Annotated in this window: 24 protein-coding genes; 20 read left to right on the top strand and 4 right to left on the bottom strand. The window is 62.9% G+C overall.

The genetic code is table 11. The annotated features are described in order from the left end of the window. The 13 genes from B5G42_RS18080 to B5G42_RS05165 all read left to right on the top strand — a co-directional run. Positions 1–259 (top strand): hypothetical protein (locus B5G42_RS18080; RefSeq protein WP_204247479.1); only part of this gene is annotated, 259 nt, incomplete at its 5' end. A gap of 15 nt (positions 260–274) precedes the next feature. Beyond that, entirely contained in the window at positions 275–502 is a 228-nt protein-coding gene (locus B5G42_RS05220) for a DUF6199 family natural product biosynthesis protein (protein ID WP_087188394.1), read from the top strand. A 254-nt stretch (positions 503–756) separates the two neighbouring features. Then, on the top strand, positions 757–1,530 hold the full coding sequence (locus B5G42_RS05215) for a hypothetical protein (RefSeq protein ID WP_087267444.1): 774 nt from the start codon (positions 757–759) through the stop codon (positions 1,528–1,530). Positions 1,531–1,635: 105 nt separating this feature from the next. Next, on the top strand, positions 1,636–2,460 hold the full coding sequence (locus tag B5G42_RS05210) for a helix-turn-helix domain-containing protein (protein WP_087267440.1): 825 nt from the start codon (positions 1,636–1,638) through the stop codon (positions 2,458–2,460). A gap of 141 nt (positions 2,461–2,601) precedes the next feature. Then, positions 2,602–2,916, top strand: a complete 315-nt coding sequence (locus B5G42_RS05205) for a cell division protein ZapA (RefSeq protein ID WP_087188397.1) — start codon at positions 2,602–2,604, stop codon at positions 2,914–2,916. A 43-nt stretch (positions 2,917–2,959) separates the two neighbouring features. Further along, a complete protein-coding gene (locus B5G42_RS05200; protein WP_087267437.1) occupies positions 2,960–5,044 on the top strand; it encodes a U32 family peptidase in 2,085 nt (694 codons plus the stop codon). 6 nt (positions 5,045–5,050) lie between these two features. Beyond that, positions 5,051–5,500: a dUTP diphosphatase gene (gene dut, locus B5G42_RS05195; RefSeq protein ID WP_087267434.1), complete on the top strand. Its 450-nt coding sequence runs from the start codon at positions 5,051–5,053 to the stop codon at positions 5,498–5,500. 20 nt (positions 5,501–5,520) lie between these two features. Beyond that, complete coding sequence (locus B5G42_RS05190; protein ID WP_087267431.1) at positions 5,521–6,111, top strand: Maf family protein; 591 nt, start codon at positions 5,521–5,523, stop codon at positions 6,109–6,111. A gap of 48 nt (positions 6,112–6,159) precedes the next feature. Next, positions 6,160–6,972 carry a rod shape-determining protein MreC gene (gene mreC / locus B5G42_RS05185; RefSeq protein ID WP_242961137.1) on the top strand — a complete coding sequence of 271 codons (813 nt, stop codon included), beginning with the start codon at positions 6,160–6,162 and terminating at the stop codon, positions 6,970–6,972. Between the two features lie 23 nt (positions 6,973–6,995). Beyond that, positions 6,996–7,508 (top strand): rod shape-determining protein MreD, encoded by a 513-nt coding sequence (gene mreD / locus B5G42_RS05180; RefSeq protein WP_087267425.1) that lies wholly within the window; start codon positions 6,996–6,998, stop codon positions 7,506–7,508. 17 nt (positions 7,509–7,525) lie between these two features. Then, complete coding sequence (locus B5G42_RS05175; RefSeq protein ID WP_087267422.1) at positions 7,526–8,995, top strand: DUF6056 family protein; 1,470 nt, start codon at positions 7,526–7,528, stop codon at positions 8,993–8,995. A gap of 22 nt (positions 8,996–9,017) precedes the next feature. Continuing rightward, a complete protein-coding gene (locus B5G42_RS05170; RefSeq protein ID WP_087267419.1) occupies positions 9,018–11,195 on the top strand; it encodes a penicillin-binding transpeptidase domain-containing protein in 2,178 nt (725 codons plus the stop codon). Between the two features lie 14 nt (positions 11,196–11,209). Then, positions 11,210–13,057, top strand: coding sequence for a glycoside hydrolase family 13 protein (locus B5G42_RS05165; RefSeq protein WP_087267416.1), 1,848 nt, complete (start codon positions 11,210–11,212; stop codon positions 13,055–13,057). 43 nt (positions 13,058–13,100) lie between these two features. On the opposite strand, the gene B5G42_RS05160 is transcribed toward B5G42_RS05165, so the two are convergent. Beyond that, the gene (locus tag B5G42_RS05160; protein ID WP_087267413.1) at positions 13,101–14,177 is read right to left on the bottom strand and encodes a hypothetical protein; all 1,077 of its coding nucleotides are present in this window, start codon (positions 14,175–14,177) and stop codon (positions 13,101–13,103) included. After that, positions 14,174–14,647: an RNA polymerase sigma factor gene (locus B5G42_RS05155; RefSeq protein WP_087267410.1), complete on the bottom strand. Its 474-nt coding sequence runs from the start codon at positions 14,645–14,647 to the stop codon at positions 14,174–14,176. Before B5G42_RS05155 ends, B5G42_RS05160 begins: the two co-directional genes overlap by 4 nt. A 148-nt stretch (positions 14,648–14,795) precedes the next feature. Between B5G42_RS05155 and B5G42_RS05150 the strand changes: the two genes are divergently transcribed. From B5G42_RS05150 to B5G42_RS05135, 4 genes are all read left to right on the top strand, one after another. Continuing rightward, entirely contained in the window at positions 14,796–15,596 is an 801-nt protein-coding gene (locus B5G42_RS05150; protein ID WP_087267408.1) for a 7alpha-hydroxysteroid dehydrogenase, read from the top strand. A 97-nt stretch (positions 15,597–15,693) separates the two neighbouring features. Beyond that, the gene (locus B5G42_RS05145; RefSeq protein WP_087267406.1) at positions 15,694–18,318 is read left to right on the top strand and encodes a translation factor GTPase family protein; all 2,625 of its coding nucleotides are present in this window, start codon (positions 15,694–15,696) and stop codon (positions 18,316–18,318) included. Then, entirely contained in the window at positions 18,315–19,016 is a 702-nt protein-coding gene (gene tsaA / locus B5G42_RS05140) for a tRNA (N6-threonylcarbamoyladenosine(37)-N6)-methyltransferase TrmO (RefSeq protein WP_087267403.1), read from the top strand. Before B5G42_RS05145 ends, tsaA begins: the two co-directional genes overlap by 4 nt. A gap of 4 nt (positions 19,017–19,020) precedes the next feature. After that, positions 19,021–20,142: a hypothetical protein gene (locus B5G42_RS05135; RefSeq protein ID WP_087267400.1), complete on the top strand. Its 1,122-nt coding sequence runs from the start codon at positions 19,021–19,023 to the stop codon at positions 20,140–20,142. 75 nt (positions 20,143–20,217) lie between these two features. Here B5G42_RS05135 and B5G42_RS05130 read toward each other — a convergent pair whose 3' ends face one another. Further along, entirely contained in the window at positions 20,218–20,697 is a 480-nt protein-coding gene (locus B5G42_RS05130) for a deoxycytidylate deaminase (protein WP_087188412.1), read from the bottom strand. Positions 20,698–20,905: 208 nt separating this feature from the next. Here B5G42_RS05130 and B5G42_RS05125 point away from each other — a divergent pair, with 208 nt between their 5' ends. Beyond that, the gene (locus B5G42_RS05125) at positions 20,906–21,295 is read left to right on the top strand and encodes a hypothetical protein (RefSeq protein ID WP_242961136.1); all 390 of its coding nucleotides are present in this window, start codon (positions 20,906–20,908) and stop codon (positions 21,293–21,295) included. Positions 21,296–21,357: 62 nt separating this feature from the next. Further along, positions 21,358–21,633 carry a metal-sensing transcriptional repressor gene (locus tag B5G42_RS05120; protein ID WP_087267397.1) on the top strand — a complete coding sequence of 92 codons (276 nt, stop codon included), beginning with the start codon at positions 21,358–21,360 and terminating at the stop codon, positions 21,631–21,633. Positions 21,634–21,669: 36 nt separating this feature from the next. On the opposite strand, the gene B5G42_RS05115 is transcribed toward B5G42_RS05120, so the two are convergent. After that, positions 21,670–22,404: a copper homeostasis protein CutC gene (locus tag B5G42_RS05115; protein WP_087267394.1), complete on the bottom strand. Its 735-nt coding sequence runs from the start codon at positions 22,402–22,404 to the stop codon at positions 21,670–21,672. 83 nt (positions 22,405–22,487) lie between these two features. On the opposite strand from B5G42_RS05115, the gene B5G42_RS18840 reads away from it, so the two are divergent. Beyond that, entirely contained in the window at positions 22,488–24,650 is a 2,163-nt protein-coding gene (locus B5G42_RS18840) for a transglutaminase-like domain-containing protein (protein WP_087267390.1), read from the top strand.

The raw sequence follows: 24,650 nt of genomic DNA, 5'->3' as shown, positions 1-24,650 counted from the left end.
GCCCTCCCCCGGACAAAAAGCCCCCCTCTGCCGGGTGGGCTGGACCTGCCTGCGGATTCTGGCCGCGGCTGGGCTGCTGGTCCTGTTCCTGAAGGATCTGCTGCCCCTTTGGGCGGTGTTCCTCCTGCTGGGCGTGGTGATCCTGCTGATGGTTCTGATTGCCTGGCGCTTCTGCCGCTGCCCCCGCTGCGGCGGGCGGCTTCGGGAGCGGGATGTGGGCGCAGAAGGTATTTGCCCCCACTGCGGGGCCCGGTTATGAGGGAGGTAATCTAGGATGGGCGTGTTTGAATGGCTGGTTGTAATCGTCCTTGCGCTGGCCGGTCTGGTCAGCCTGATCTGTCCGGGCGCAATGTGGGAGCTCTGGCGGATCAGCCGCAGTCCCTGGATCAAGTCGGCGGAACCCACCCACCTCTTTCTCATTTCCACCCGCATTTCCGGCGCTCTCTTTCTGCTGTTTGACCTGATCATGGTCCTTCGGCTGTGCCGGGTCTTGCGCTTCTGACCTCAATCTATTCGATCCCATGAGCGGAATCCATGGATTCCGCTCATGGGATTTTTATTTGCATTTCCTCAGCAGACAATCTGTTTTCCCTTGAAAAACCGCACAAAATGTGGGAGCAACGCTCCGTTGCCCCCGCTGCAACGGGAAAATGGTTTACAAATAACAGCCCTTGCACTACGATGTTGGCGCGGTGGAGGCGATGGAGCCTGCGCCGCAGGAAGGAACATCAACGCAAAAAGTTAGGAGGGTATTATATGAACAAGAAACGTCCTGTCATTCCGTTTTTAAGCGGCGTCCTGGCCACGGTCCTGACCATGGGCTGCGTCACCACCGCCCTGGCCGCCTCCGGCCTGGTGCAGTTCAGCCCCGTGGGACTCCAGTTGAATGGTAAGGCCATCTTCGCGGCGGGCGACAGCGTGAACACAGAGAGCGGGCAGTCCGTCCCCTCCAGCATCGTCTACACCGACGAGGCAGGGGGCGGCACCACCTATCTGCCCCTGCGGACCATCGCCGATCTGCTGGACGTACCCATCACCTGGGACGGGGCCGAAATGACCGTCGTGCTGGGCCGGGGCGATGGGGGCGGCATTACGGTGGAACCGGGTACCGGGGCGTCCGCGTGGGATTCCCTTCCGCTGCATCAGGCGGGAAAGACCGCAGGGCCCTTTGCCGAGGTCCAGCCCGACGCCCGGAAAGGCGGCATCATGCTGCTGGAGGAGACTCAGTTCCGCTCGGGCAGCGATTTTAGCCGGGACATCCCCTTTGTGGGCGGAAATGGCCGCTATGTCAGCATCACCGTAACCAACAACGGTACCCAGCCCCTGCTGTTCCAGGCCGGGCACCTGTATGCCACGGGGCGGGATATGCTCGCCACCCAGATCCCCGCCGGGGCCACCGTCACCCGCACCTTTGAGGCGCTGGAGAGCAATGCAGCCATTCAACCCCGCTTCGGCGTAGACATCTCCACCGGCAGCGGAGATGGCGGAACGGTGGATATTCAGATCTCCGCGGTACAGTTCAACGGGTAACGTCCCGAATCTTACCAGATTCAGGCGGGTTGCGGAATAGGGAAAAGAACAGTAGAATGAGAGGTACTAACTCCTGCATACGCTGCGCTGTTGAGGTGAAAAAACATGGATTTGACAGAAAGACTGGCCCAAGCCCGGAAGGCCAGGGGGCTTTCCCAAGCCGAGGCGGCGGAGCGGCTGAACGTATCCCGGCAGGCCATCTCCCGGTGGGAGACCGGAACGGGGATGCCCACCCTGGATAACCTGATCCAGATGGGCAAGCTGTACCAGGTGTCGCTGGATGAGCTGGTATACGGTGTGGGAGGAGCGGAGGTCCCGGAAGAGATTCCGGAACCGGCGGCATTGACGGAAGAGCCGGAGCCGGTACAGGCCCACAAAGGCCGGCGGCACCTTCTGCCGGTGGTGTTGGGGCTGGTGGCCGTGGGGATCCTGGCCCTGGGGATTTGGGCCAGCGGTCTGATGAACAGCAGCAAGAGCAAACAGAGCGGCTCGGTCATCGTGGTGGGCGGAATGGAGCAGGATTGGGACAAGCTGCCGCTGGACCGGGCGGGGGAGCAGGTAGGCCCCTTCGGCGAGGTGGAGCCTGTGGAGCAGGAAATGGGCATCCATGTGCTGGAGGATACCGAATACCGCTCGGGCAGCGATTTTGAACGAGATATCTCTTTTATAGGCGCCAATGGCCGCTATCTCAGCGTCACCGTCACCAACAATGGTACCCAGCCCCTGCTGTTCCAGGCCGGTTACCTGCAAGAAAACGGGCGGGATATGCTGGAAACTCAGATTCCCGCCGGAGCCACCGTCACCCGCACTTTTGAGGCGCTGGAGAGCGGCGGGGATAACCAGCCACGCTTCGGCGTGGACATCTCCCCCGCCAGCGGCGCGGGCGGTACAGTGGACATCCAGATCTCTGCGGTGCAGTTCAAAGGATAAAGCGCTAAGGCCCGTGGGCGGAATGAATCATTCCGCCCACGGGCCTTTTGCGCGCCCTCGAAAATTCACGAAGAATTTGTTTTTCTTCCAGGGCTGGATGTGATATAATACTGTAAATTATTATGGTCAGGAGGGGTTTGCATGAAAAACCGCGTCGCCGTTACCATCGCCGGGCAGGAGTACACCCTGGTTGGCACCGAGGACGCCGGCTATACCGAGAAGGTGGCAGCCCACGTGGACGAAAAGGTGCGGGAGGTCATGGAGGGCGCCCGCGTCTCTCTGGTGGACGGTGCCGTCCTGGCGGCGGTGAACATTGCCGACGAATATTTTAAAGAGGTGGAGGCGGCGGAGAACCTGCGCCGCCAGCTGAAGGAATATCTGGAGGAAGCCACCAAGCTGAAGATGGAGCTCTCTGAGGCGAAACGGGAGATCTTCAAGCTGCAGAATAAGAAGTAAGGAAATGGGGGGCGTCCTGCCCCCCTGCTCCGGGAGGGATCGTATGTTGGAACTGCTCGCCCCCGCCGGGTCCATGGAGGCCGTGGCGGCGGCTGTACAGAACGGCGCGGACGCCGTCTATTTGGGATACGGAGATTTTAATGCCCGCCGCAACGCGAAGAATTTCTCCCGGGAGGAATTTGCGGCGGCGGTTTCTTATTGCCATGTGCGGGGAACCAAGGTGTATCTGACCCTGAACACCCTGCTCACCGACCGGGAGCTGCCTCAGGCCGCCGACTTTGCCGTGGAGGCCAGCACCCTGGGAGCCGACGCGGTGCTGGTGCAGGACATGGGCGTACTGCGGATGGTCCGCCAGGTGGCTCCCGATCTGCCCATCCACGCCTCCACCCAGATGACCGTCCACAATCTGGACGGCGTCAAAATGGTGGCCGATCTGGGCATGACCCGTGCGGTGCTCTCCCGGGAGCTGTCCCGGGACCAGATCGAATATATCTGCCAGCACTCCCCCATTGAGATCGAGGTATTTGCCCACGGAGCCCTGTGTATGTGCTACTCGGGCCAGTGCTTCCTCTCCTCCGTCATTGGGGGCCGTTCCGGCAACCGGGGCCTGTGCGCCCAGCCCTGCCGACTGAAATACGGCTGGGAGGGTAGGGCGGACTCCTACCCCCTGTCCCTGAAGGACCTGTCCCTGGCGGGCTACCTGCGCCAGCTGCGGAAGATGGGGGTAAAATGCGTCAAGCTGGAGGGCCGGATGAAGCGGCCTGAGTATGTGGCGGTGGTCACCGGCATCTTCTCCCGGGCCATCCATGAGGACCGGGAGCCCACCCCCCAGGAGATGGAGCAGCTTCAGGCGGCCTTCTCCCGTCAGGGCTTCACCCAGGGCTACTACCTGGACCAGCAGGGGAGCCATATGTTTGGCGTACGGGAGGAGACCCGCGAGCCCAAGGAGCTCTTCGCCGCCGCCCGCAACACCTACCAGAGCGGCGAGGCCCAGCGGGTGCCCGTCACCTTCTATGCCATGCTCCGCCCCGGCGAGCCTGCCCATGTGGGCGTGAAGGACCCCGAGGGCCGGGTATCCACAGTGGAGGGTCCTGTACCCGAGGAGGCCCGCACCCGTCCCCTGACGGCAGACGCGGTGGAGAAGCAGCTTGCCCGCACCGGTGGTACCCCCTACCGGGCGGAGCGGATGCGGGTGCTGGTGGAGGACGGTCTGTCCCTCCCCCTGTCCACCCTCAATGCCCTGCGGCGGGATGCCCTGGACGGTCTCACAAAGCAGCGGGAACAGCTGCCCCAGCGCCGCACCGGCGAATACCACCCCGGCGCCCGGTATGAGAACCGGCGGGAGACCCCTGCTCTCACCATTTCGGTGCGCTCCGCGGATCAGGTCACCCAGGAGCTGCTGGACCTGGGCCCCGCCATGGTGTATATCCCCCTGGAGGAACTGGCCGCCCATCCGGAGAAAGCCAACGCCCCGGCGGGCACCTCTATCGGGGTAATCCTGCCCCGTATTGCCTGGGATCGGGAGTTCCCCCAGATGGTGGAGAATCTGAAAAAGGTGAAGGACCTGGGGGTAAAAGATGCCCTGGTGGGCAACCTGGGCATGATTCAGGTGGCTAAGGAACTGGGCTTCACCCTGCGGGGAGATTTCGGTCTGGAGGTCTATAACGCCCAGGCTGTGAAAGAATATAAACGTCTGGGCTTTGAGTCCCTTACCCTGTCCTTCGAGCTGAAGCTGCCCCAGATCCGGGACATTTCCAAGAGCCTGGACACGGAACTGATCACCTACGGCCGGCTGCCTCTGATGATTATGGAGAACTGCATCATTCAAAACCGCACCGGCGGCTGCAAGCAGGGCTGCCAGGGCACCAACATTCTGACCGACCGGAAGGGCGCCAAGTTCCCGGTGGTGAAGGCCCCCGGCTGCCGCAACGAGCTGCTCAACTCCCAGAAGCTCTTCCTGGCGGACAAGGCCGCCGACTACCGCCGCATCGGCCTTTGGGCCCAGCGGCTGCTGTTCACCACCGAAACCCCTGACGAGTGCGTCCAGGTGACCCGGCGCTATCTGGAGCAGGGCAGCTGGAGCCCCAACGAGTACACCCGTGGTCTTTATTATCGAGATGTGGAGTAACCATAGATGAAGCTGAAAATCAAAGCGGTGTCCCCCAGAATCGGCCGGGACCTGCCCTGGCCCAGCCGGGCCACCGCCGGCTCCGCCGGTATGGACCTGTCTGCCTGCATCGAGGAAGATATCATCATCGCACCCCGGCAGCTGGTGAAGATCCCCACCGGCATTGCCATCGCTCTGCCGGGGCCGGAGTATGTGGCTCTGGTGTTCGCCCGCTCGGGGCTGGGCATCAAGCACGGCATCTCCCTGTCCAACGGGGTGGGTGTCATTGACAGCGACTACCGGGGTGAGATCATGGTGGGGCTCACCAATCTGTCTGAGGAGCCCTACACCATCCACCCCGGCGACCGGATCGCCCAGCTGGTGGTGACCCCGGTGGTACTGCCCCAGCTGGAGCTGATGGCCGAGCTGGATGAGACCGACCGGGGGACCGGCGGCTTTGGGTCCACCGGGCAATAATGGAAAGGAACGAAAATCGCATGGATATCATTCTGGCCTCCAAAAGCCCCCGGAGACGGGCGCTGCTGGAGCAGATGGGGGTGCGGGATTTCCGCATCGTCACCCCCGACATTGACGAGCATATGGACCGGGACCTGCCTCCGGCGGAGCTGGTGCGGCAGATCTCCCTGGAAAAGGCCCAGGCGGTGGCCGCCCAGGCCGACCCCAACACGGTGGTCATTGCCGCCGACACGGTAGTGGCCCTGGACGGGGTAGTGCTGGGCAAGCCTGCCGACAAAGAGGAGGCCTTCCGGATGCTCTCCCTGCTGTCGGGCAACCGGCACCAGGTATACACCGGCCTCACCGTACTGCGGGGAGAGCAAGTGTTCAGCCAGTGGGAGGAGACCGCCGTCACCTTCCGCTCCCTGACCGCTGAGGAGATCGAGGCCTATATCGCCACCGGCGAGCCCATGGACAAGGCGGGGGCCTACGGCATCCAGGGCTACGGGGCCCTGTTCATTGAGGGCATCAGCGGCGACTATTATAATGTGATGGGTCTGCCGGTGTGTCGTCTGGGTCAGATCCTGGGACAGCTGGGCATGGACTGTATGGCCCTGGCCGCAGCACGGTAAGAAAGGCTGGATGCAGGCGTGAAGGACTTTTTCCGGCGTAACGGACTTTTGATATTGATCGCCGCCATCCTGCTGGCACTGGTGACGACGGTAGTCTCCATGCTGCTGGGAGGCAAGGCCAACCCGGTGGCCAACTTTGTCAATTTCATCACCACCCCGGTCCGCAACGGCATCAGCGCCGTCACCAACTGGGCGGAGGAGCGCTATTCCGACGCCTTTGAGCTGGAGCAGATGAAGACCGAGCTGGCGGATCTGAAGAAGGAGAACGCCGAACTGCAGGCCAAGATCCGGGAGGCGGAGGCCGCCATCCAGGAGAACGAGCGGCTGTACAACCTGCTGGAGCTCACCCCCAAGGGTAAAGAGTTCACCAAGGAGGCCGCCATGGTCACCGCCCGCTCCACCTCCAACTGGGAGTCCACCCTCACCCTGAGTAAAGGTTCTGCTCAGGGGATCGAAGTGGATGACTGCGTGGTGGACGAATACTGGAATCTGGTGGGTATCGTGGCCGAGGTGGGCGAGAACTGGTGTACCGTCCGCACCCTCATTGACGCCAACACCGAGATGGGCGGTCAGCTGGTCCGTACCGGCGGCGCCGCCATTCTGGAGGGCGACCTGGCCCTCATGGGCGAGGGCAAGCTGAAGCTGACCTACCTGCCGGAGAACAGCCAGCTCATGTCGGGCGACCTGGTGACCACCTCGGGCCGGGGCGGCGTCTATCCCTCCGGGCTGGTGGCCGGCCATGTGGAGGAGGTACGCACCGACGCCTCCGGTATGACCGACTATGCCGTCATCGTCCCCGAGACTGACTTGGGCAACCTCCAGCAGGTCTTTGTCATCAAGGACTTTACCATTGTGGAGTAGACCCTGAAGGAGGAACGTACCCTGTGACCAGACAGGATTTTTTCATCAAGTGGGGCGTATATGCCCTTGCCCTGCTGCCGGTGTGGTTTTGTGAGGTCTATATCCTCAACCGCTTTCCCCTGTTTGGGGTGGCCCCCATGCTGCTGCCTCTGGCCGCCATCGCAGTGGCGGTGCTGGAGGGTACCGTGGCCGGTGCCGGGTTTGGCCTGGGCGTGGGCATTCTGTGCGACGCGGTCTATTTCAACCCCGACGGCGCCATGACTCTGGGCCTGTGTTTGCTGGGCTTCGGCGCCGGGGCGCTGGCCCAGTATGTGCTGCGGCAGAACCTGCTGGGCTGTCTGCTGTGCTCCCTGCTGGCCCTGGTGTGTATCGACGCTGTGCGCATCCTCTCCCGGCTGCTGGCGGGCACAGCCACTCTGCCCGCCATGCTGTCCCTGGCCGGGCGGGAGATCGCCTGGTCCATGGTATTTGTATTTCCGGTATACGCTCTCTTCCTGTGGGTGTTTCACCGGGTCCCCAAGAAAACCGTTCTATAGGAAAAGAGAGAATAACGATGCAAGGTATCCATTCGGCCTGGAAAAAATACGGGCCCTGGCTGCTGCTGGCTCTGCTGGCGATCAGCCTGATCCCCATCCTGCTGCTGGGCCGGTACGACTGGCCCTCCGCCGACGACTACAGCTACGCCCTGTTTCCCCATGAGTCCATCCTCAAGGGGGAATTCCCCCTGGTGGGCAGCTGGAACTATATCCTGAGATGCTATACGGGGTGGCAGGGTACTTTCTCCGCCATTGGTATGATGACCCTGACCCCCCTCACCTTTTCGCCCTTCCTCTACTGGCTCACCCCGGTGGTCATGCTGGCCTCCCTGTGCATCGGCACCTTCAAGCTGGCGGACACCCTGGCCCGCCGGGCTCTGGGCGGCACCTGGCGGCAGAGCGTCTTTCTGGCCGTCCCCATCCTGCTGCTCTCCATCCAGTTCGTGGTCTCTCCCAAGGATACCTTCTACTGGTGGAACGGGGCGGTATACTATACCTTTACCTACGGTATTTTCCTGCTGCTGATGGAGCGGATGGTGGCCCTCAAGCTGGCCGCCACCCGGCGGCAGCTCCTGTGGGCGGTGATTCCCGGCGTGCTGGCCGCCCTGATGGTGGGCGGAAGCAACTATGTCTCCGCGCTGCTGGGCACCCTGCTGTGCGGACTGTTCCTGCTGTGGTTTCTGTGGAAGGACCGGAAAAAGTTCCTTCCCGCCCTGATTCCCACGGCGGTGCTGGTGGCTGGCTTCCTGATCAGCGTGGTCGCCCCCGGCAACCAGGTCCGGCAGGCCACCGTGGCGCCCCCCATCGGGGCGGTGGACGCGGTGTGCCGCTCCATTGAACAAGCATGGGCCGATGTGCTGGAGTGGTTCAGCTGGCCCATTCTGCTGGTGTTCCTGCTGATGATCCCCCTGCTGTGGGCCCTCACAAGCAAGGTGAAGTTCACCTTCCCCCTGCCTGTGGTCTTTTCGGTCTTTACCTTTCTCCTCTTCGCCGCCCAGAACGCCCCCCACTTCTACGCTCTGGGGGAGGCCGGACCGGAGCGGCTGCGGAGCATTGTGTTTTATTCTTTCTTCTGGCTGGTGACCGCCAACCTGTGGTACTGGCTGGGCTGGATTCGCCGGGCAGTGCTGCCCCGGCTGGCCGGTGGGGAGAAGGTGCTGCGCCGGGCCTGGGTGGCCGTGCCGGTGCTGCTGGCCCTGCTGGCCTTTACCACTGTTTACTACCACTACTACGACATGAGCACCGCCGGCCGGACCGCCGCCGCCCTGGCCGACGGCTCGGCAGAATACTACTGGCAGCAGCAGGTGGACCGCCTGCCTCTGCTGGAGGACCCCACCGTTACCGATGTGGTACTGAAGCCGTTGGACGTGCCGGCTAACCTGAATGATCTGCTCTTCAACGGCGACCTGAAGGAAGACCCCGCCATCTGGGTCAACCAGGCGGTGGCCAACTTCTACCACAAAACGACCGTTCGCATTCGCCCCTGACCCCGGAAGGAGACCTGAACTCGTGGAAGGCAAGCAATTCAACATCCGTACCCTGATTATTTCCATCCTTCTGGCATTGCTGTTGATTGGCTTTGTCATGGTCCTTTACAATCTGCAAATCGTTAAGGGCGATGAATACCGGGCCGCTTCCACGGTAAAGATCGCCAACACGGTGACCGTGGAGGCCGCCCGGGGAGAGCTCCTGGACCGGTACGGCCGTTCTCTGGTGGGCAACCGTGCCACCTATGAGATCACCCTCAACTCCTCCCTCATGGGGGCGGAGGCGGAGCGCAACGCCAATTTGATGGAGCTGATCACCATCTGCCGGGAAAATGATCTGGAATGGACCGATACCCTGCCCATCTCCAAGGACGCCCCCTTTACCTACACCGACGAAAACGCCCTGGTGTACACCAACAGCGAGGGAAAGGTCAAATTCAGCTACCTGGGATCTCTGCTGAACGCCCTGCCCCTGGGGGACAAGATCCTGCCCAACCGCTGGGACAGCGACGACCTGGCCGCCGCCTCCAGCGTGGCTGACCTGGGAGAGGGCCCCACGGCGGAAGAGGTCATCGACGGCCTGCGGCAGTACTTCCTTATTGACGAGTCTCTCTCCGACGCCGACGCCCGTGCCCTCATCGGCGTGCTGTACGAGCTCAATCTCCGCAGCCAGAACGTGAAGCAGACCGAGTATATCTTTGCCCAGGATGTGGATATCGACGTGATCTCAGCCGTGAAAGAGCGGAGTCTCACCGGCGTGAATATCTCCGCCACCACCGTCCGGCAGTACAACACCACCAGCGCCGCCCATCTTCTGGGCCGGGTGGGCTCCATTCAGAGCGCAAACTGGGAGACCTACAAGGCCAAGGGCTATAATATGAATGATAAAGTGGGCATCGACGGCATGGAGGCCGCCTTTGAGGACTACCTCCGGGGCAAGTCGGGCACCCTGATCCAGGAGATGAACACCAGCGGCAAGGTGGTCAGCGAGAGCTGGATGGTGGACGATGAGACCGGCGAGGCTATGGAACCCGAGCCGGGCAACCATGTCATGACCACCCTGGACCTGCGGCTCCAGGAGAAGGTGGAGGAGGTGCTGGCCAACACCATCGAGAGTCTGGCCGACACCAAGGAGAAGGGCGCCATCATCGTGCAGAGCGTCAACGACGGCGGCATTCTGGCCATGGCCTCCTACCCCACCTACGACCTGTCCACCGTATACAGCAGCACCGAGGCCTATAAAGCGGTGTCCGACGATCCCCGCAACCCCTTTGTCAACCGGGCCACCAGCGAGATCTACTATCCCGGTTCCACCTTCAAACCTCTGGTGGCCATTGCCGCCCTAGAGGAGGGGCTGGTGACCCCCACCGAGGAAATCCAGGACACCGGTGCGCTCCAGCTGCCCGAGGAGGAGCACTATCCCTACGGCGACTACCATCCGCAGTGCTGGATCTACCGTCAATACCGGGGCACCCACGGCTGGGAAAATATGGCCGACGCCCTGCGGGACTCCTGCAACATCTATTTCTACACCCTGGGCCACCGGCTGGGCATTGATAAGATCGACGAGTACGCCGCCATGTTCGGCCTGGGCCAGAAAACCGGCCTGGAACTGAGCGAGGCGGAAGGCTATGTAGCCGGCCCGGAAACCAGCGCCATGCTGGGCCAGGAGTGGTACGGCGGCAACCTGCTGTCCGCCGCCATCGGTCAGGACAACACCAAGATCACCATGCTTCAGCTGTCCAACTACATTGCCACCCTGGTCAACGGCGGCAACCGCTACCAGACCCACCTGCTCAAGACGGTGAAATCCAGCGACTTCTCCGAGACAGTGTATGAGTATGAGGCTCAGCCTGTGGAAACCCTGGACCTGGACCCCGCCTATGTGGAGGCGGTGAAGAAGGGTATGTGGGAGGTGGCCAACGACGAGGAGAGCACCGTGGACCAGTACCTGAGCAATCTGGCGGTGGAAGTGGGTGCCAAGACCGGTTCCGCCCAGGTGTCCGCCGATGAAAACGCCAACGCCGTGTTTGTCCTCTTCGCCCCCTATGACGATCCGGAGATCGTCATCTCCATGGTGGTGGAGGGCGGCGCCTCCGGTGCCAACCTGGCCAGCGCCGCCGGTGAGATCGTGAACTATTACTTCGGCAGCGAGCATACCATGGAATCCATTGGGACAGAAAATACCTTGATCCGCTGAAGGGAGTCTTTTCTTTGCTGGATGCAATGACCTTTGACAGCCGGGACAGCCGGTATAAACAGCCCTATGGCGCGGTGCCCTCGGGCACTCAGGTATCCCTCACCCTGCGCCCCCTCCGGACGGAGGGCTTCTCCCAGGCGGTGCTCATCGCCTACTTTGAGTCCTCTCAGGAGCGGCGGCTGGAGCTGCCCATGGCCTGGGACGGCATTGACGGGGACCGGGACGTGCTCAAGGTCATCCTGGACACCGGGGACCATGTGGGGCTGATCTGGTACTCCTTCCGCCTGGAAGGGCTGGACGGCCGCCAGGAGGAGCTGGGCCCCTATCAGCTGACAGTGTACGACGGCACCGACCAGGTGCCCGGCTGGTTTGGGGAGGGGGTCACCTACCAGATCTTCCCCGACCGGTTCCGCCGCACCAGAGTGCCCGATCCCACCGGGATGCCCGGGGGCCGCACCGTCCACACCAGCTGGCGGGAGGAGCCGGAGTACCGGCCCGACCAGAACGGCGAGGTCCGCAACCGGGACTTCTTCGGAGGCAACCTGAAGGGCGTTATGGAAAAGCTCCCCTACCTCCACGACCTGGGTGTGGAGACCATCTACTTCTGCCCCATCTTTGAAGCGCCGGAAAACCACCGCTACGGCACCGGCGACTATGAGAAGATCGACCCCATGCTGGGCACCGAGGAGGACTTCAAGGCCCTGTGCGACGCCGCCCACAAGCTGGGCATGAAGATCATGCTGGACGGTGTGTTCAACCACCAGGGCTATGTGAGCCGCTATTTTAACGGGGACGGCTCCTATCCGGAAAACGGAGCCTGCCAGTCCCAGGACAGTCCCTACTACAAGTGGTACCATTTCTCCCATTGGCCGGATAAATATGACTCCTGGTGGGGGATCTACTCCCTGCCCGCCGTCAACGAGGGGGAGCCCTCCTACCGGGACTATATCTTCGGGGATGAAAACAGCATCGTCCGCCGCTGGCTGCGGGCGGGGGCGGACGCATGGCGTCTGGATGTGGCTGACGAGCTGCCCGACGACTTTGTCCACGGCATCCACCAGGCCGTCCGGGAAACCAACCCTGAGGCGGTGGTCATCGGCGAGGTGTGGGAGGACGGCTCCACCAAGATTGCCTACGGCGTCCGCCGCAAGCACATTCTGGGAGGCCACTGTGACGGTCTGATGAACTACCCCTTCCGCAACAGCCTGCTGGGCTATCTGATGGGGGGCGACGCCGTCCACTTCAAGAACACCATGGAGGCCATCCGGGAGAACTATCCCCCCTTTGCCTTCCACTCCGCCATGAACTTTCTGGGCACCCATGACACCCCCCGCATCCTCACCCTGCTGGGTTACGGCGGAGACGGCCAGGACCACGACAAGGACTGGCGCTCCTCCTATTTCCTTACCCCGGAGCAATACCTGCTAGGCCGGTCCAAGCTGATGCTGGGGGCCCTGGTGCTCTTCTCCTTCCCCGGCTCCCCCATGATCTATTACGGGGACGAGGCGGGTATTGAGGGCTTTGAGGACCCCTTCAACCGCCGGACCTACCGCTGGGAGATGGCGGACGACGTGCTCCGCCGCTGGTACGCCAGCCTGGGCAAAGCCCGGAGGGAACTGCCCGCCCTGCGGCGGGGAAGCATCCGCTGGTGGAAGGCGGAGGGCAAGCTGCTCTCCTTCCTGCGGGAGGGGGAGGGCCAACCGGTGCTCACCGCCGTCAACATCGGCAAAGCTCCCGAGCTCATCACTCTGCCCTGGGCCGCCAAAGACTGGATGACCGGCATGGAGCTGCCTGCCGGGCAGGTGGCGCTGCCTCCCATGACCGGCTGGCTGCTCACCCCCTACCGGCCGGGGAACCGATAAAATCAAAAACGGGCCTGCTGCGCTTGCAGCAGGCCCGTTTGGTTTATGTTAAATCAATGACCCAGTTCAGGTCCCCATAGACCACGTCATCCTGGGTTCGGACGATGCCTCCTCCCGGACCGTCCCACCAGATATCATGCTCATAGACCAGCCTGATCGCCCCGATCTCCACCGCCACAATGGGTTCCTCCACCCAGTCGGGGGCAGAGGCCAGCTGGACGTTCACATGGCCGGAAGTGAAACTGCGGAAGCCCTCTCCCGCGTCGGGGTAACGCTCCCCGGAGGCCCCGATAAAGGTGACCTGATGGTGGAAGAGAGCAGCCCCCGTCAGCAGCAGGCCGTCGTCGTTCTCCTCCTGGTGGGCGTATACCGACAGCTGCCGTCCATCCTGGCTGACCAGGGCAGTAACCGTGCCCTCCTCAAAGGTCCGGCTGTCCGTGTGGGCAGCCAGGGTCTCCGCCGAGGTGAGTTCCAGCAATCCGGTGCGGGACCCGCCCGCCTCCAGGTCCAGCAGCTCATAGGTCACCTCCCGGGGCGTTTCCTCCGGCAGCCGATAGAGGAAGGCCATGTGGACCCGGGACTGGTAACCATCCTCCCGCCAGGCCACCTCCGGCCCACAGTCCAGGCCAGAGAGGGACACCCACGCCTGGCCCTGGGGAGCAAAGCCGTTGTAGGGCAGCCACTCGGAGTAGACCAGACACCCCTGTTCCAGGGGGGTGTCCCCGGCGTAGACCTGGAGCTTCCGGGTGGCCAGCTGATGCTCTTCCAACTCCGGGCTCACCAGGTAGAGTTCCAGCAGCAGCCACTCCCCCTGGCTCACCCCGTCCAGCTGGCACAGCCAATCCCCCTCAGTCCACTGGTCGGCCTCCTCCACCACCATGACGGGGGTCTCCGACGCCCCGGTACCGGCAAAGAACCGGATGATCTTTTGGACCCCCGCCGCCAGGGCCTGATAGTTGCCCACCCCCAGCACCAGGGCCAGACACACCAGGGCGGCCGCCAGCCGCTTGGCGGGGATGCTCTTCCGCCGGGGCCGCTCCGCCGCCGCCAGGGTATCCTCCACCAGATCCCGGCTGGGGGACGCCCGGTCAAACAGCGCCCGATAGTTCTCTTCCGTCATAGCTCTTCCGCTCCTTTCCATGCGTCGTGCAGCAAGGCCCTGCCTCGGGCCAGCTGACTGCGGACGGTGTTGGGACTGCGGCCCAGGATGGCCGCGATCTCCCCGGTGGCGTAGCCCTCGTAGTAGTAGAGGTGGAGCACCGCCCGGTACTTCTCCGGCAGGCCCTCTATCAGCTGGAGCAGCTCCCCCTCCTCCTCCGTCCGGGCGGGGATGGTCTCAGACAGGGCCGTGGTATGCCGCCTCCAGAAGGAGGTGTGGAATTTCTTACAGCAGTTCACTGTCACCCGCAGCAGCCAGGCCTTCCGGTGCTCCTCCTCCCGAAAGTCCGGCGCGGAACGGAGATAGCGGAGAAAGACCTCCTGAAAGACGTCGTCGGCGTCATGGCCGCTGTGGGTCTGGGCCAGCGCCAGGCGGTACACCATGTTCCCGTAGGTCTCCACCACCTGCCGCAGGCCGGTTTCCTCTGCCATTGCCCTCCCCCCTTTCGCCCCTAACATCCCTGAGGGGGCACTTTTGTTGCATCCGCTCCAAAAAATAATGCTTGCGCCCAACGGCGGATAGTGCTATTATCATAGTATCTTAATCATACCATATGGTTTAAAAAGGAGAATTACCATCATGAAAGAACTGGAACAAAAGGTCGCACTGGTCTCCTCCTCCACCCGCGGCATCGGCCTGGCCTGCGCCAAGGCTCTGGCCGCCCAGGGCGCCACCGTCTATCTGGGCGTGCGCCGTATGGACGCCGGTCAGCAGATCGCCGACGAGATCATCGCCGCCGGTGGGCGGGCCGGGGTGGTCTACTTTGACGCCGCCAACGAGGAGAGTTACTCCGGCATGGTGGACGAGGTGGCCAAGAAGGAGGGCCGGCTGGACATTCTGGTCAACAACTTCGGCGCCACCGACGTCAAGACTGACCTGGACGTGGTAACCGGCGATACCGACGACTTCTTCCGCATCGTCAACACCAACCTGAAGAGCGTGTACCTGCCCAGCAAGGCGGCGGTGCCCGTCATGGCCAAGAATGGCGGCGGTGCCATCATCAACATCGGCTCGGTGGGCGGCCTCTATCCCGACCTGAGCCGCACCGCCTACGGCGTCAGCAAGGCCGCCATCCACTTCCTCACCAAGGACATCGCCGTGCAGTACGCCCGGCAGGGGGTGCGGTGCAACGCGGTACTTCCCGGCTTCACCGCCACCGACGCGGCCCTGAACAATATGTCTCAGGCCTTTCTGGACCTGTTCCTGAAAAACGTCCCCCTCAACCGTCCCGGCCGTCCCGAGGACATTGCCGACGCCGTGGCCTTCCTGGCCAGCGACCGGGCCGCCTTCATCACCGGCGAGATCCTGCCTGTGGCCGGCGGCTTCGGCCTGCCCACTCCGCTGTACAGCTCCTATATGGGCGACGGCGCCAAAGGCTGATTCCAACTTCCCAAAAGGGCCCTTCGGGGCCCTTTTTATTTGCCCCGTTCCCCCGGACATGATATACTATCCTATCATACCGCAAAGGACGGCAGCTATGGAAAAATTAGTCGTGGGCATTCTGGCCCATGTGGACGCAGGCAAGACCACCCTCAGCGAGGGGTTGCTCTACACCTGCGGAAAATTGAAGAAGCTGGGCCGGGTGGACCACGGGGATGCCTTTCTGGACACCGACCCTATGGAGAAGGAGCGGGGCATCACCATCTTCTCCAAGCAGGCGGTGCTTCCTCTGGAGCATCTGGAGGTCACCCTGCTGGACACCCCCGGCCACGTGGACTTCTCCTCCGAGATGGAGCGCACCCTGTCGGTGCTGGACTGCGCCATTTTGGTGGTCAGCGGAGCCGACGGGGTCCAGGGTCACACCCATACCCTGTGGAAGCTGCTGGAGCGATACGGGGTACCCACCTTCCTCTTTGTGAACAAGATGGACCTGGCAGGGGCGGACAGGGCCGCTCTGCTGGGGGAGCTGAAGGGCAAGCTGGATGAGGGCTGCGTGGATATGGGGGACAAAGAGGCTCTCTGTGAGCAGGCCGCTCTGTGCGACGAGTCCCTGCTGGAGGACTATCTGGAGACGGGGAGCATTGCCGACGCTGCCCTCACCGCCCTCATCGCCCAGCGGAAGCTCTTCCCCTGCTGGTTCGGCTCCGCCCTGAAGCTGGAGGGGGTGGAGGACTTCCTCCGGGGCCTGGAGCAATATGCCCCCCGGCCAGTGTACGGCGAGGAGTTCGGCGCCCGCATCTTCAAGATCTCCCGGGACACTCAGAACAACCGGCTGGCCTGGATGAAGATCACCGGCGGCAGCCTGAAGGTAAAGACGGTGCTGGACGGCCCCGGCTGGAGCGACAAGGCCGACCAGCTGCGGGTATACTCCGGCCTGAAATTCCAGCCGGTGGACACGGCCCCGGCGGGGTCCGTGGTGGCGGTCACCGGTCTGGGCTCCGCCGCCGCCGGGCAGGGCCTGGGCTTTGAGGCTGAGGGTGCGCCCCCCGCTCTGGAGCCGGTACTCACCTATCAGGTGATCCTGCCCGAGGGCCAGGACCCGGTCACCGCCATGCAGAAGCTGCGCCAGCTGGAGGAGGAGGACCCCCAGCTCCATCTGGTGTGGAGCGAACGGTTAAAGGAAATCCACATCCAGCTCATGGGCCAGGTCCAACTGGAGATTTTACAGCGGCTCATCGCAGAGCGCTTTCATATGGAAGTGACCTTCGGTCAGGGGGGCATCGTGTACCGGGAGACCATCGCCGCGCCTGTTATCGGCGTGGGTCACTACGAGCCTCTCCGCCACTACGCTGAGGTCCATCTGCTGATGGAACCCGGGGAGCGGGGGGGCGGTGTGGTGCTGGATACCGCCTGCCCGGAGGACGTGCTGGACGGCAACTGGCAGCGGCTGATCCTCACCCACCTGGCCGAGCGGGCCCACCCCGGCGTGCTCACCGGCTCCCCCCTCACCGATGTAAAGATTACCCTGCTGGCAGGCCGGGCCCACCTGAAGCACACCGAGGGCGGCGACTTCCGGCAGGCCACCTACCGGGCGGTGCGCCAGGGACTGATGGAGGCGGAAAACATTCTGCTGGAGCCCTGGTATTCCTTCCGTCTGGAGGTACCCGCCCCCCAGGTGGGCCGGGCTATGAGCGACCTCCAGCGGATGGGGGGCGACTGCCAGCCCCCGGAGACGGCGGGGGAGCTGACCGTCCTCACCGGCTCCGCCCCGGTGGCGGGTTTGCGGGACTATGGCAGCGAGGTGGCCACCTACACCAGAGGCATGGGGCGGCTGAGCTGCACCCTGAAGGGCTACTACCCCTGCCATGACCAGCAAACTGTGGTGGAGGAGCTGGGCTACGACCCGGAGCGGGATGTGGATAACCCCACCGGCTCGGTGTTCTGCGCCCACGGGGCAGGGTACAACGTGAAGTGGGACCAGGTGAAGGAGATGGCCCATGTGGACAGCGGCCTGTCCCTGGACGCACCCCAGGAGCCTGAGACTTCCTCCGCTCCCGTACGGCGGAGCAGCTCCAACTCCGGCCTGTCCCTGGAGCAGGACAAGGAATTATTGGCCATCTATGAGCGCACCTACGGTAAGGTGGAGCGCAACTCCTTCCGGCCCCAGCCCAAGCCCGCCCGTACCAGCCTGGACCAGCGGAAGTACAATGTCCAGACCCAAAACAAAGGCCCGGAGTACCTGCTGGTGGACGGCTACAACATCATTTTCGCCTGGGAGGAGCTGAAATCGGTGGCCCAGACCAATCTGGACGCCGCCCGGCAGCTGCTGATGGATCTGCTGAGCAACTATCAGGGCTTCAAAAAATGCGTGGTCATCCTGGTATTTGACGCCTACAAGGTGCCCCGCAATGTACAGGATGTATTCAAATACCATAATATTTACGTTGTGTATACCAAAGAGGCGGAGACGGCGGACACTTATATCGAGCGGGCCACCTATGAGATCGGCAGACACCACCAGGTCAAGGTGGCCACCTCCGACGGGGCCGAGCAGCTCATCATTCTGGGCCACGGGGCCCTGCGTTTGTCCGCCACCACCTTCAAGGCGGAGTTGGAGCAGGTAGGCGGGCAGATCGCCGCCATCCTGGCCCGCAACAATAGGACCACCCCGTCCCGGCCGGTGGCCGCCGCCCTGAAGAAGGCACAGGAGGGAAGCAAATGATCCCCATGCACATCATTGCCCATATCCGCAGCGACTTCCCCACCAAGTTCGGCATCCCCCGGCAGAGCGGGCTGGTGGGGGAGTTGAAGGCCACCATCGTCTTTGAGCCTGAATACCGCAACCCGGACGCCCTGCGGGGACTGGAGGAGTTCTCCCACATCTGGCTCATCTGGCAGTTTTCTGAGGCGGTGCGGGACAAGTGGTCCCCCACGGTGCGGCCTCCCCGGCTGGGGGGCAACACCCGTATGGGGGTATTTGCCACCCGCTCCCCCTTCCGGCCCAACGCCATCGGCCTGTCCTGCGTGAAACTGGAGTCCATCCAGAAGGACCCCAAACTGGGTACCGTGCTGGTGGTATCAGGGGCCGACCTGATGGACGGCACCCCCATCCTGGACATCAAGCCCTATCTGCCCTACGCCGATGCCCATCCGGAGGCGCTGGGGGGCTTTACCGGCAACGTGGGGGGCAAGGTGCTGGAGGTGGAGTTCCCCCCGGAATTGCTCTCCCAGGTACCGGAGGACAAGCGGGAGGCGCTCATCGGGGTGCTGTCCCGGGACCCCCGACCCTCCTACCAGCACGACCCCGACCGGGTGTACGGTATGGCCTTCGGCGGGGTGGAGGTAGGCTTCTCGGTAGACGGAGAGACCCTCACCGTCCGTTTCGTCAAACACGCCTCCCCCGCCGAAACGAGGATGTGAACTTATGACGGAAAAAGAGATCCGCACCATCAAGAAGTACTATACCCGTCCTGTGACGGCGGCGGCCTATCTGTGTACAGGCCTGCTGTCCATGTTCATCTGGATCTTTCTGGACATGATCCGAAGCGTGGTGTTTCACCTGTCCGGTTCCAGCATGGAGGTAGCCTATGTGGCAATTGCCATTCTTCTGATCTATATGGTCCTGTTTTTATTTCAGGGTGTCAGCGTCATATGGGGAGTCAGAAGAAAAAAGTGGGAGGTCATTCAGGAAAAGGCCCACACCTATCTATCCTACACCGACCGCTCGGCGGAGGTACTGGCCGCCAACACCGCCATCGCCGCCGGGCGGCTCATGTCCCGCTCCGACGACGACAGAGTGAAGACTGCGGGCGACATCAGCACTGCCGTGGGCGGACTCATCGGACTGCACGCCATTGTGAGCATCCTGTTTGAGATCCGGAAAAGCGCCAAGCGCATTGCAGAAGCTCTGGGCATGAAGCTGCCCTCCGTCAAGCTGCGGGTGGCGGTCATCATCCTGGTTCCGCTGGTCCTGCAGCTAGCCGTGGCGACGCCGTACTATGTGCAGGCAGTCCGGGAGAGCCGGGAGGGGGCGGCCCGGGCGGCGGTGATACTGGAGAAGCTGGAGCAGATTTTTGAAGCCTCCTGTGACCGCGCATATGCCGACGACCCCATGGAGTATTACAAGGATTACGGGTACCGCGTAACGGGTTACCTGGAACATGAGGACAACGACACCCAGTCCTACCTGTCCGCCACGGTGAACAACGACGGCGTGGTGGAGGAAATTACCTACTCCCTGGACATCGACGTCAATGCCTCCAAGGAGGACAACATCGCTCAGGCAAAGGCAGATCTGGCCCGCCTGAACCAGGCCCTCCGTTCGGCGGATGTTCCCTTCCTGTCCCCCAACCTGGGGGAAGAGCACACCCTCAGGGAGGACTTTATCGCCCTCTTCCGGGAAAACTCCTACTACGAGAACTGCCGGTCCTATTATGATGAAGAGGGCCTGTTCATCGGCTACTATACGGAGAGCCAGGAGGACTACAACGACTACAGCTCCTCCTACATTTACATGACTGTGGAGCCGCCGGAAGAAGAGAGCTGACCGTCTGTTCCGTTAAAAAGGGCCTGCTGCACCATTGCAGCAGGCCCTTTGCCTGTCCATATTCCCCTTTCCGTCTCAGGTCTGGGGCAGGGAGTCGTCCTCCCGGACCCAGTCCTCCACATGGACCACGGAATAGTCGGTCTTGGTGTTACGGATGACCACCCGCTGGATACCCGCGTTGATGATGAGCCGCCGGCACATGGAGCAGGAGGTGGAGTTGGGGATCAGCTCCCCGGTGGCGGGGTCCACACAGGCCATGTACAGGGTGGCCCCGATGGTCTCGCTGCGGGCGGCGGAGATGATGGCGTTGGCCTCGGCATGGACCGAGCGGCATAGTTCATACCGCTCCCCGGAGGGAATATTCAGGGCCTCCCGGGTACAGTAGTTCAGATCCACGCAGTTTTTCCGGCCCCGGGGAGCCCCGTTGTAGCCGGTGGCAATGATCTCGTCGCTCTTTACCAGGATCGCGCCGTAGCAGCGGCGCAGGCAGGTGGCCCGCTCGGCCACAGTCTGGGCGATGTCCAGATAGTAATTTTCCTTGTCGATGCGGCCCATGGGGACCCTCCTTTGTGTCACTTCTCATTTGATACCGTCAGTATAGCGGTTTTTTCTCCAAACCGCAAGTACCGCCTTCTCCGCCGGTCCATCGTTCATGAAATGTTTACGGTTGTATCCTTGACGAAAAAAGCCGCAGGCGCTATCATATAGACATCAAAAGTGCACCCAATTCTTACGTCAAAGGAGACGACCGTATTTCATGCTCATGAATTTTTTGCGAAAATTGATGTACGGACGGTATGGCAGCGATCACCTCTCCTTTTTCCTGCTTTTCCTGTATGTGGTGCTGATTTTTATATCGGCACTGCCCCATATGGCATGGATCTCCTGGCTGGCACTGGCCGTGCTGCTGTGGAACCTGTTTCGGATGTTCTCCCGCCGCATTGACCGCCGTCGGGCGGAAAACGCCCGGTTTCTGGCCCTGTTCGGGCCGTTCATCCGCTGGTTCAAAATGCGGCGCACCATCCACCGGGACAAAGATCACCGCTATTTCAAATGCCCCAACTGCGGGCAGTATCTGCGGGTGCCCCGGGGCAAAGGAAAGATCACCGTCAACTGCCGCAACTGCGGCGCCAGTTTTGAGGAACGTAGCTGAATCCAGTCAAGGGCTGCTGCCGGACGCAGCAGCCCTTTTCATCACAGAAAGGGGGAGCGCCCATGAGACAGTGTATGGACGCTGACAATCTGCACCGCCGCTTGAAGAAGATCATCGGCCAGCTCAACGCCATTGACCGGATGGTGGACGAGGACGTACCCTGTGAGGAGATGCTCATGCAAATCAACGCCGCTAAAGGCGCCCTGCACAAGGTGGGTCAGGTGGTGCTGGAGGGTCATCTCAACCACTGTGTCCGGAACGGCATCGAGCACGGCGACGCCGACCGCACCATCGCTGAATTTGCCAAGGCCATTGAACACTTCTCCCGCATGAGCTAAGAGGTGTGCCCCACAGACATGGGGCACACCTCTTTTTTATTTACCCAAGGCACGGAGGGCCGCCCGGACGGCGGCGGCGTCGGTGACCGGCACCTGCTCCTCCGGGGGACATACCCCGCCGGAGAAGGACACCGCCGGGTTGTGGGTGGCAGAGATGTCGGTCCGGCTGGTCTTGAAGGAGCCGTGGAGCTGATGGCAGCCGGTGGCCGCCAGCAAGGCGGCGGCGTTGTCCGGTTTCACCCCGCAGCCGGGCAGAATCTGGATGCGTCCGGCGGCATACTCCTCCATGGCCCGGATGGTATCCGCCCCCGCCGGGGCGGAACTGGCCTGACCGCTGGTGAGCACCCGAGTCACCCCCAGCTCTATCAGCACATCCAGAGCCTCCCGCCAGTCGGGCACCACATCGATGGCCCGGCTGAACACGCTCTCCTTCTCTCCGATGACCTCCAGCATGGCGGCGCACCGGGCCTTGTCCACCCTGCCGTCGGGGTGGAGGCAGCCGAATACGATGCCGTCCGCCCCTGCCGCCAGCAGGGCGCGGGCATCGGCCAGCATGGCGGCAAATTCCATCTCGCTGTAGCAGAAGCCCCCCTCCCGGGGCCGCACCATGGCCATAATGGGGATGGACACCTGCCGGGCCACTGTCATGGCCCCGATGGAGGGAGTCAGTCCCCCCAGAAACAGAGCGGAATTCAGCTCCACCCGGTCGGCGCCGGCCTGTGCGGCAATCAGCACATCCTCTGCCGAGCCGCAGCACACTTCCAGAATCATGGCAACACCTTCTTTTCTTATCTGGGGCTATGATACCACAAAGAAATGTGATATCATAGCCCCATTCCAAAGGAGTGGATCATATGGATCAGGAACTGACTTTTATCCGGCAGGCCCTGCCGGAGGACTGGGACAGCTACCCCCAGTCCCTGTTTGAGGGCTTCGCCGCCCACAGCCATATGCTGCGCCAGACCGTCCCCTGGTGCGCTTCTCTCAGCCGGGAGGCCTACGAGCAGTACGTCCTCTGCCCCCGGGTCAACGACGAGGATCTGTCCGACCACCGGGCATTGTTTTACAGCCATCTGTGGAACCGGGTGAAGGACCTGTCCCAGGAGGAGGCCGCCCTGGAGGTCAACCGCTGGTGCCATGAGCAGGCCAGCTATCAGGCCCAGGACGACCGCACCGCCTCCCCCCTGACGGTATACCGCTGCGGCAGCGGCCGGTGCGGGGAGGAGTCCGCCTTCCTGGTGTCCGCCCTGCGTTCCGTTGGCCTAGCCGCCCGGCAGGTGTACGCCCCCCGCTGGTCCCACTGCGACGACAACCACGCCTGGGTGGAGGTGCTGTGTGAGGGCAAGTGGCGCTTCCTGGGAGCCTGCGAGCCGGAGCCGGTGCTGGACCGGGGCTGGTTCAACACCGCCGCCTCCCGGGCCATGCTGGTCCACAGCCACACCTTCGGCCCGGTGGCCGACCTGACCCTCCACGGCGCCCCTCTGGGCAGGCAGGGACAGGCCCTGTACCACAACCAGACAGCCCGCTACGCCCACACCAAGACCTACACCTTCCAGGCCGGGCCGGGGGAGACCATTACGCTGGAAGTCCTCAACGAGTCCCGCTTCTGCCCCATTGCCGCCCTTACCGCCGATGAAACCGGCAGGGTCCAGGTTGAGCTGGGGATAGGTGACCTCCATCTGTCCGCCGGTGAAAAGGAAGCCTTCTGCCACGGCCAGACCGAGGACGGGGCGGAGCTGACCCTCCCCTCCCCCTGCACGGACTGGACTCCCTTCGATTTCCGTGCCCCCCAGGACGCCCCCGTCAACCCCGCCCCTCTGGACCAGGCCCAGCGCCAGGAACGGGCAACAGTACTGGCGGCAGGGACCGCCAGGCGGCAGGCCCGGATTGCAAGCTATTTCGACGAGGAAAAGGCCCAAAACTATCCTCAGCAGCGAGAACTGCTTCAAGAGGCCCGTGGCAATTTTGGGGAGATCTATGCCTTTCTCAGCAGGGATCATGACCCGCTGCGCCCCGCTCTTCTCTCCTCCCTGTCCGACAAGGACCTGCGGGACGTGACTGCCCAGCTGCTGGAGGTCCATCTGGAACGGGCCCGGCCCTGGGCGGACCGGTACCCGGCGGAGATATTCCGGCGGTTTGTCCTCTGTCCCCGGGTGGCCTTTGAGCGTCTCACTGACTGGTCCATCCCCCAGCCCGGCGTGGCGGGTGAGGTCATTGCCCTGCGGCAGCAGGGGGTGCCTGCCCTGCTGCGCCCCCTGGACGGGGCGGTGCTGGTGTGGCAAAACGGGAAATTTGTCCCCAAGGAGCCGGAGGAATGTGGAAAAGTCACCTTCCGGAAGGCCCCGGTGGAGCGCTTTCTCTACCGGCAGAACTGGTCGCTGGACTTCTGGACGGGGGAAATGTGGAAACCCCTCAGGCTGACCGACCGGGCCTGGCACAAAAACAAGCTGAATGTCACCCTGCCCGCCGGACGCTACCGGGTGCTCACCGCCCTGCGGCTGCCGGCGGGGGACCAGTTTGCAAGCCGCCTGGAGTTCACCCTGGAGGCGGGGCAGGAGCGGGAAATCCCGCTGGAGCTGCGGGACTGCTCGGTGGACGATCTGATCTCTCCCCGGGAGCTGCCCCTGGCGGAGCTGGCCGGAGCCCATGAAAAAGCCGCCCTCCTCCTCTGGCTGGAGGAGGGGGCGGAACCCACGGAACATATTTTAAATGAACTCTCCGCCGCCCTGCCCGCATTTCAGGCCCTGGACGGGGACGTGGTCTTTTTCCTGCGGCGGCCCGGCGCAGAACAGCAGGCCACCCTGGCGGGGCTGCTGGACAAATGGCCCCAGGTACAGCTGGTCTATTCCGAGTGGGGCTATCAGGTGGAGACGGTGGCCCGCCATCTGGGTCTGGACCCGGACAAGCCGCCTCTGGCGGTGGTACGGGACCAGGAGGGCCGGGCGGCTTACGCCTGCTGCGGCTACCAGGTGGGGGCGGCGGACCTGCTGCGGCGGGTGCTGGAGCAGCTGGTGTAA

The sequence above is a fragment of the Flavonifractor sp. An91 genome (genome assembly GCF_002159225.1).
In the GTDB taxonomy this organism is placed as follows: Bacteria; Bacillota; Clostridia; order Oscillospirales; family Oscillospiraceae; genus Flavonifractor; species Flavonifractor avicola.
Note: the sequence above shows the minus strand (reverse complement) of the source record. Positions and strands in the feature narration are given on the sequence as shown.

Bases quoted from the DNA above. Each gene is read 5' to 3' on its own strand.
- B5G42_RS05220 (WP_087188394.1), top strand. From the start codon at position 275: ATGGGCGTGTTTGAATGGCTGGTTGTAATCGTCCTTGCGCTGGCCGGT.
- B5G42_RS05215 (WP_087267444.1), top strand. From the start codon at position 757: ATGAACAAGAAACGTCCTGTCATTCCGTTTTTAAGCGGCGTCCTGGCC.
- B5G42_RS05210 (WP_087267440.1), top strand. From the start codon at position 1,636: ATGGATTTGACAGAAAGACTGGCCCAAGCCCGGAAGGCCAGGGGGCTT.
- B5G42_RS05205 (WP_087188397.1), top strand. From the start codon at position 2,602: ATGAAAAACCGCGTCGCCGTTACCATCGCCGGGCAGGAGTACACCCTG.
- B5G42_RS05200 (WP_087267437.1), top strand. From the start codon at position 2,960: ATGTTGGAACTGCTCGCCCCCGCCGGGTCCATGGAGGCCGTGGCGGCG.
- dut (WP_087267434.1), top strand. From the start codon at position 5,051: ATGAAGCTGAAAATCAAAGCGGTGTCCCCCAGAATCGGCCGGGACCTG.
- B5G42_RS05190 (WP_087267431.1), top strand. From the start codon at position 5,521: ATGGATATCATTCTGGCCTCCAAAAGCCCCCGGAGACGGGCGCTGCTG.
- B5G42_RS05175 (WP_087267422.1), top strand. From the start codon at position 7,526: ATGCAAGGTATCCATTCGGCCTGGAAAAAATACGGGCCCTGGCTGCTG.
- B5G42_RS05160 (WP_087267413.1), bottom strand. From the start codon at position 14,177: ATGACGGAAGAGAACTATCGGGCGCTGTTTGACCGGGCGTCCCCCAGC.
- B5G42_RS05155 (WP_087267410.1), bottom strand. From the start codon at position 14,647: ATGGCAGAGGAAACCGGCCTGCGGCAGGTGGTGGAGACCTACGGGAAC.
- B5G42_RS05150 (WP_087267408.1), top strand. From the start codon at position 14,796: ATGAAAGAACTGGAACAAAAGGTCGCACTGGTCTCCTCCTCCACCCGC.
- B5G42_RS05145 (WP_087267406.1), top strand. From the start codon at position 15,694: ATGGAAAAATTAGTCGTGGGCATTCTGGCCCATGTGGACGCAGGCAAG.
- tsaA (WP_087267403.1), top strand. From the start codon at position 18,315: ATGATCCCCATGCACATCATTGCCCATATCCGCAGCGACTTCCCCACC.
- B5G42_RS05135 (WP_087267400.1), top strand. From the start codon at position 19,021: ATGACGGAAAAAGAGATCCGCACCATCAAGAAGTACTATACCCGTCCT.
- B5G42_RS05130 (WP_087188412.1), bottom strand. From the start codon at position 20,697: ATGGGCCGCATCGACAAGGAAAATTACTATCTGGACATCGCCCAGACT.
- B5G42_RS05125 (WP_242961136.1), top strand. From the start codon at position 20,906: ATGAATTTTTTGCGAAAATTGATGTACGGACGGTATGGCAGCGATCAC.
- B5G42_RS05120 (WP_087267397.1), top strand. From the start codon at position 21,358: ATGAGACAGTGTATGGACGCTGACAATCTGCACCGCCGCTTGAAGAAG.
- B5G42_RS05115 (WP_087267394.1), bottom strand. From the start codon at position 22,404: ATGATTCTGGAAGTGTGCTGCGGCTCGGCAGAGGATGTGCTGATTGCC.
- B5G42_RS18840 (WP_087267390.1), top strand. From the start codon at position 22,488: ATGGATCAGGAACTGACTTTTATCCGGCAGGCCCTGCCGGAGGACTGG.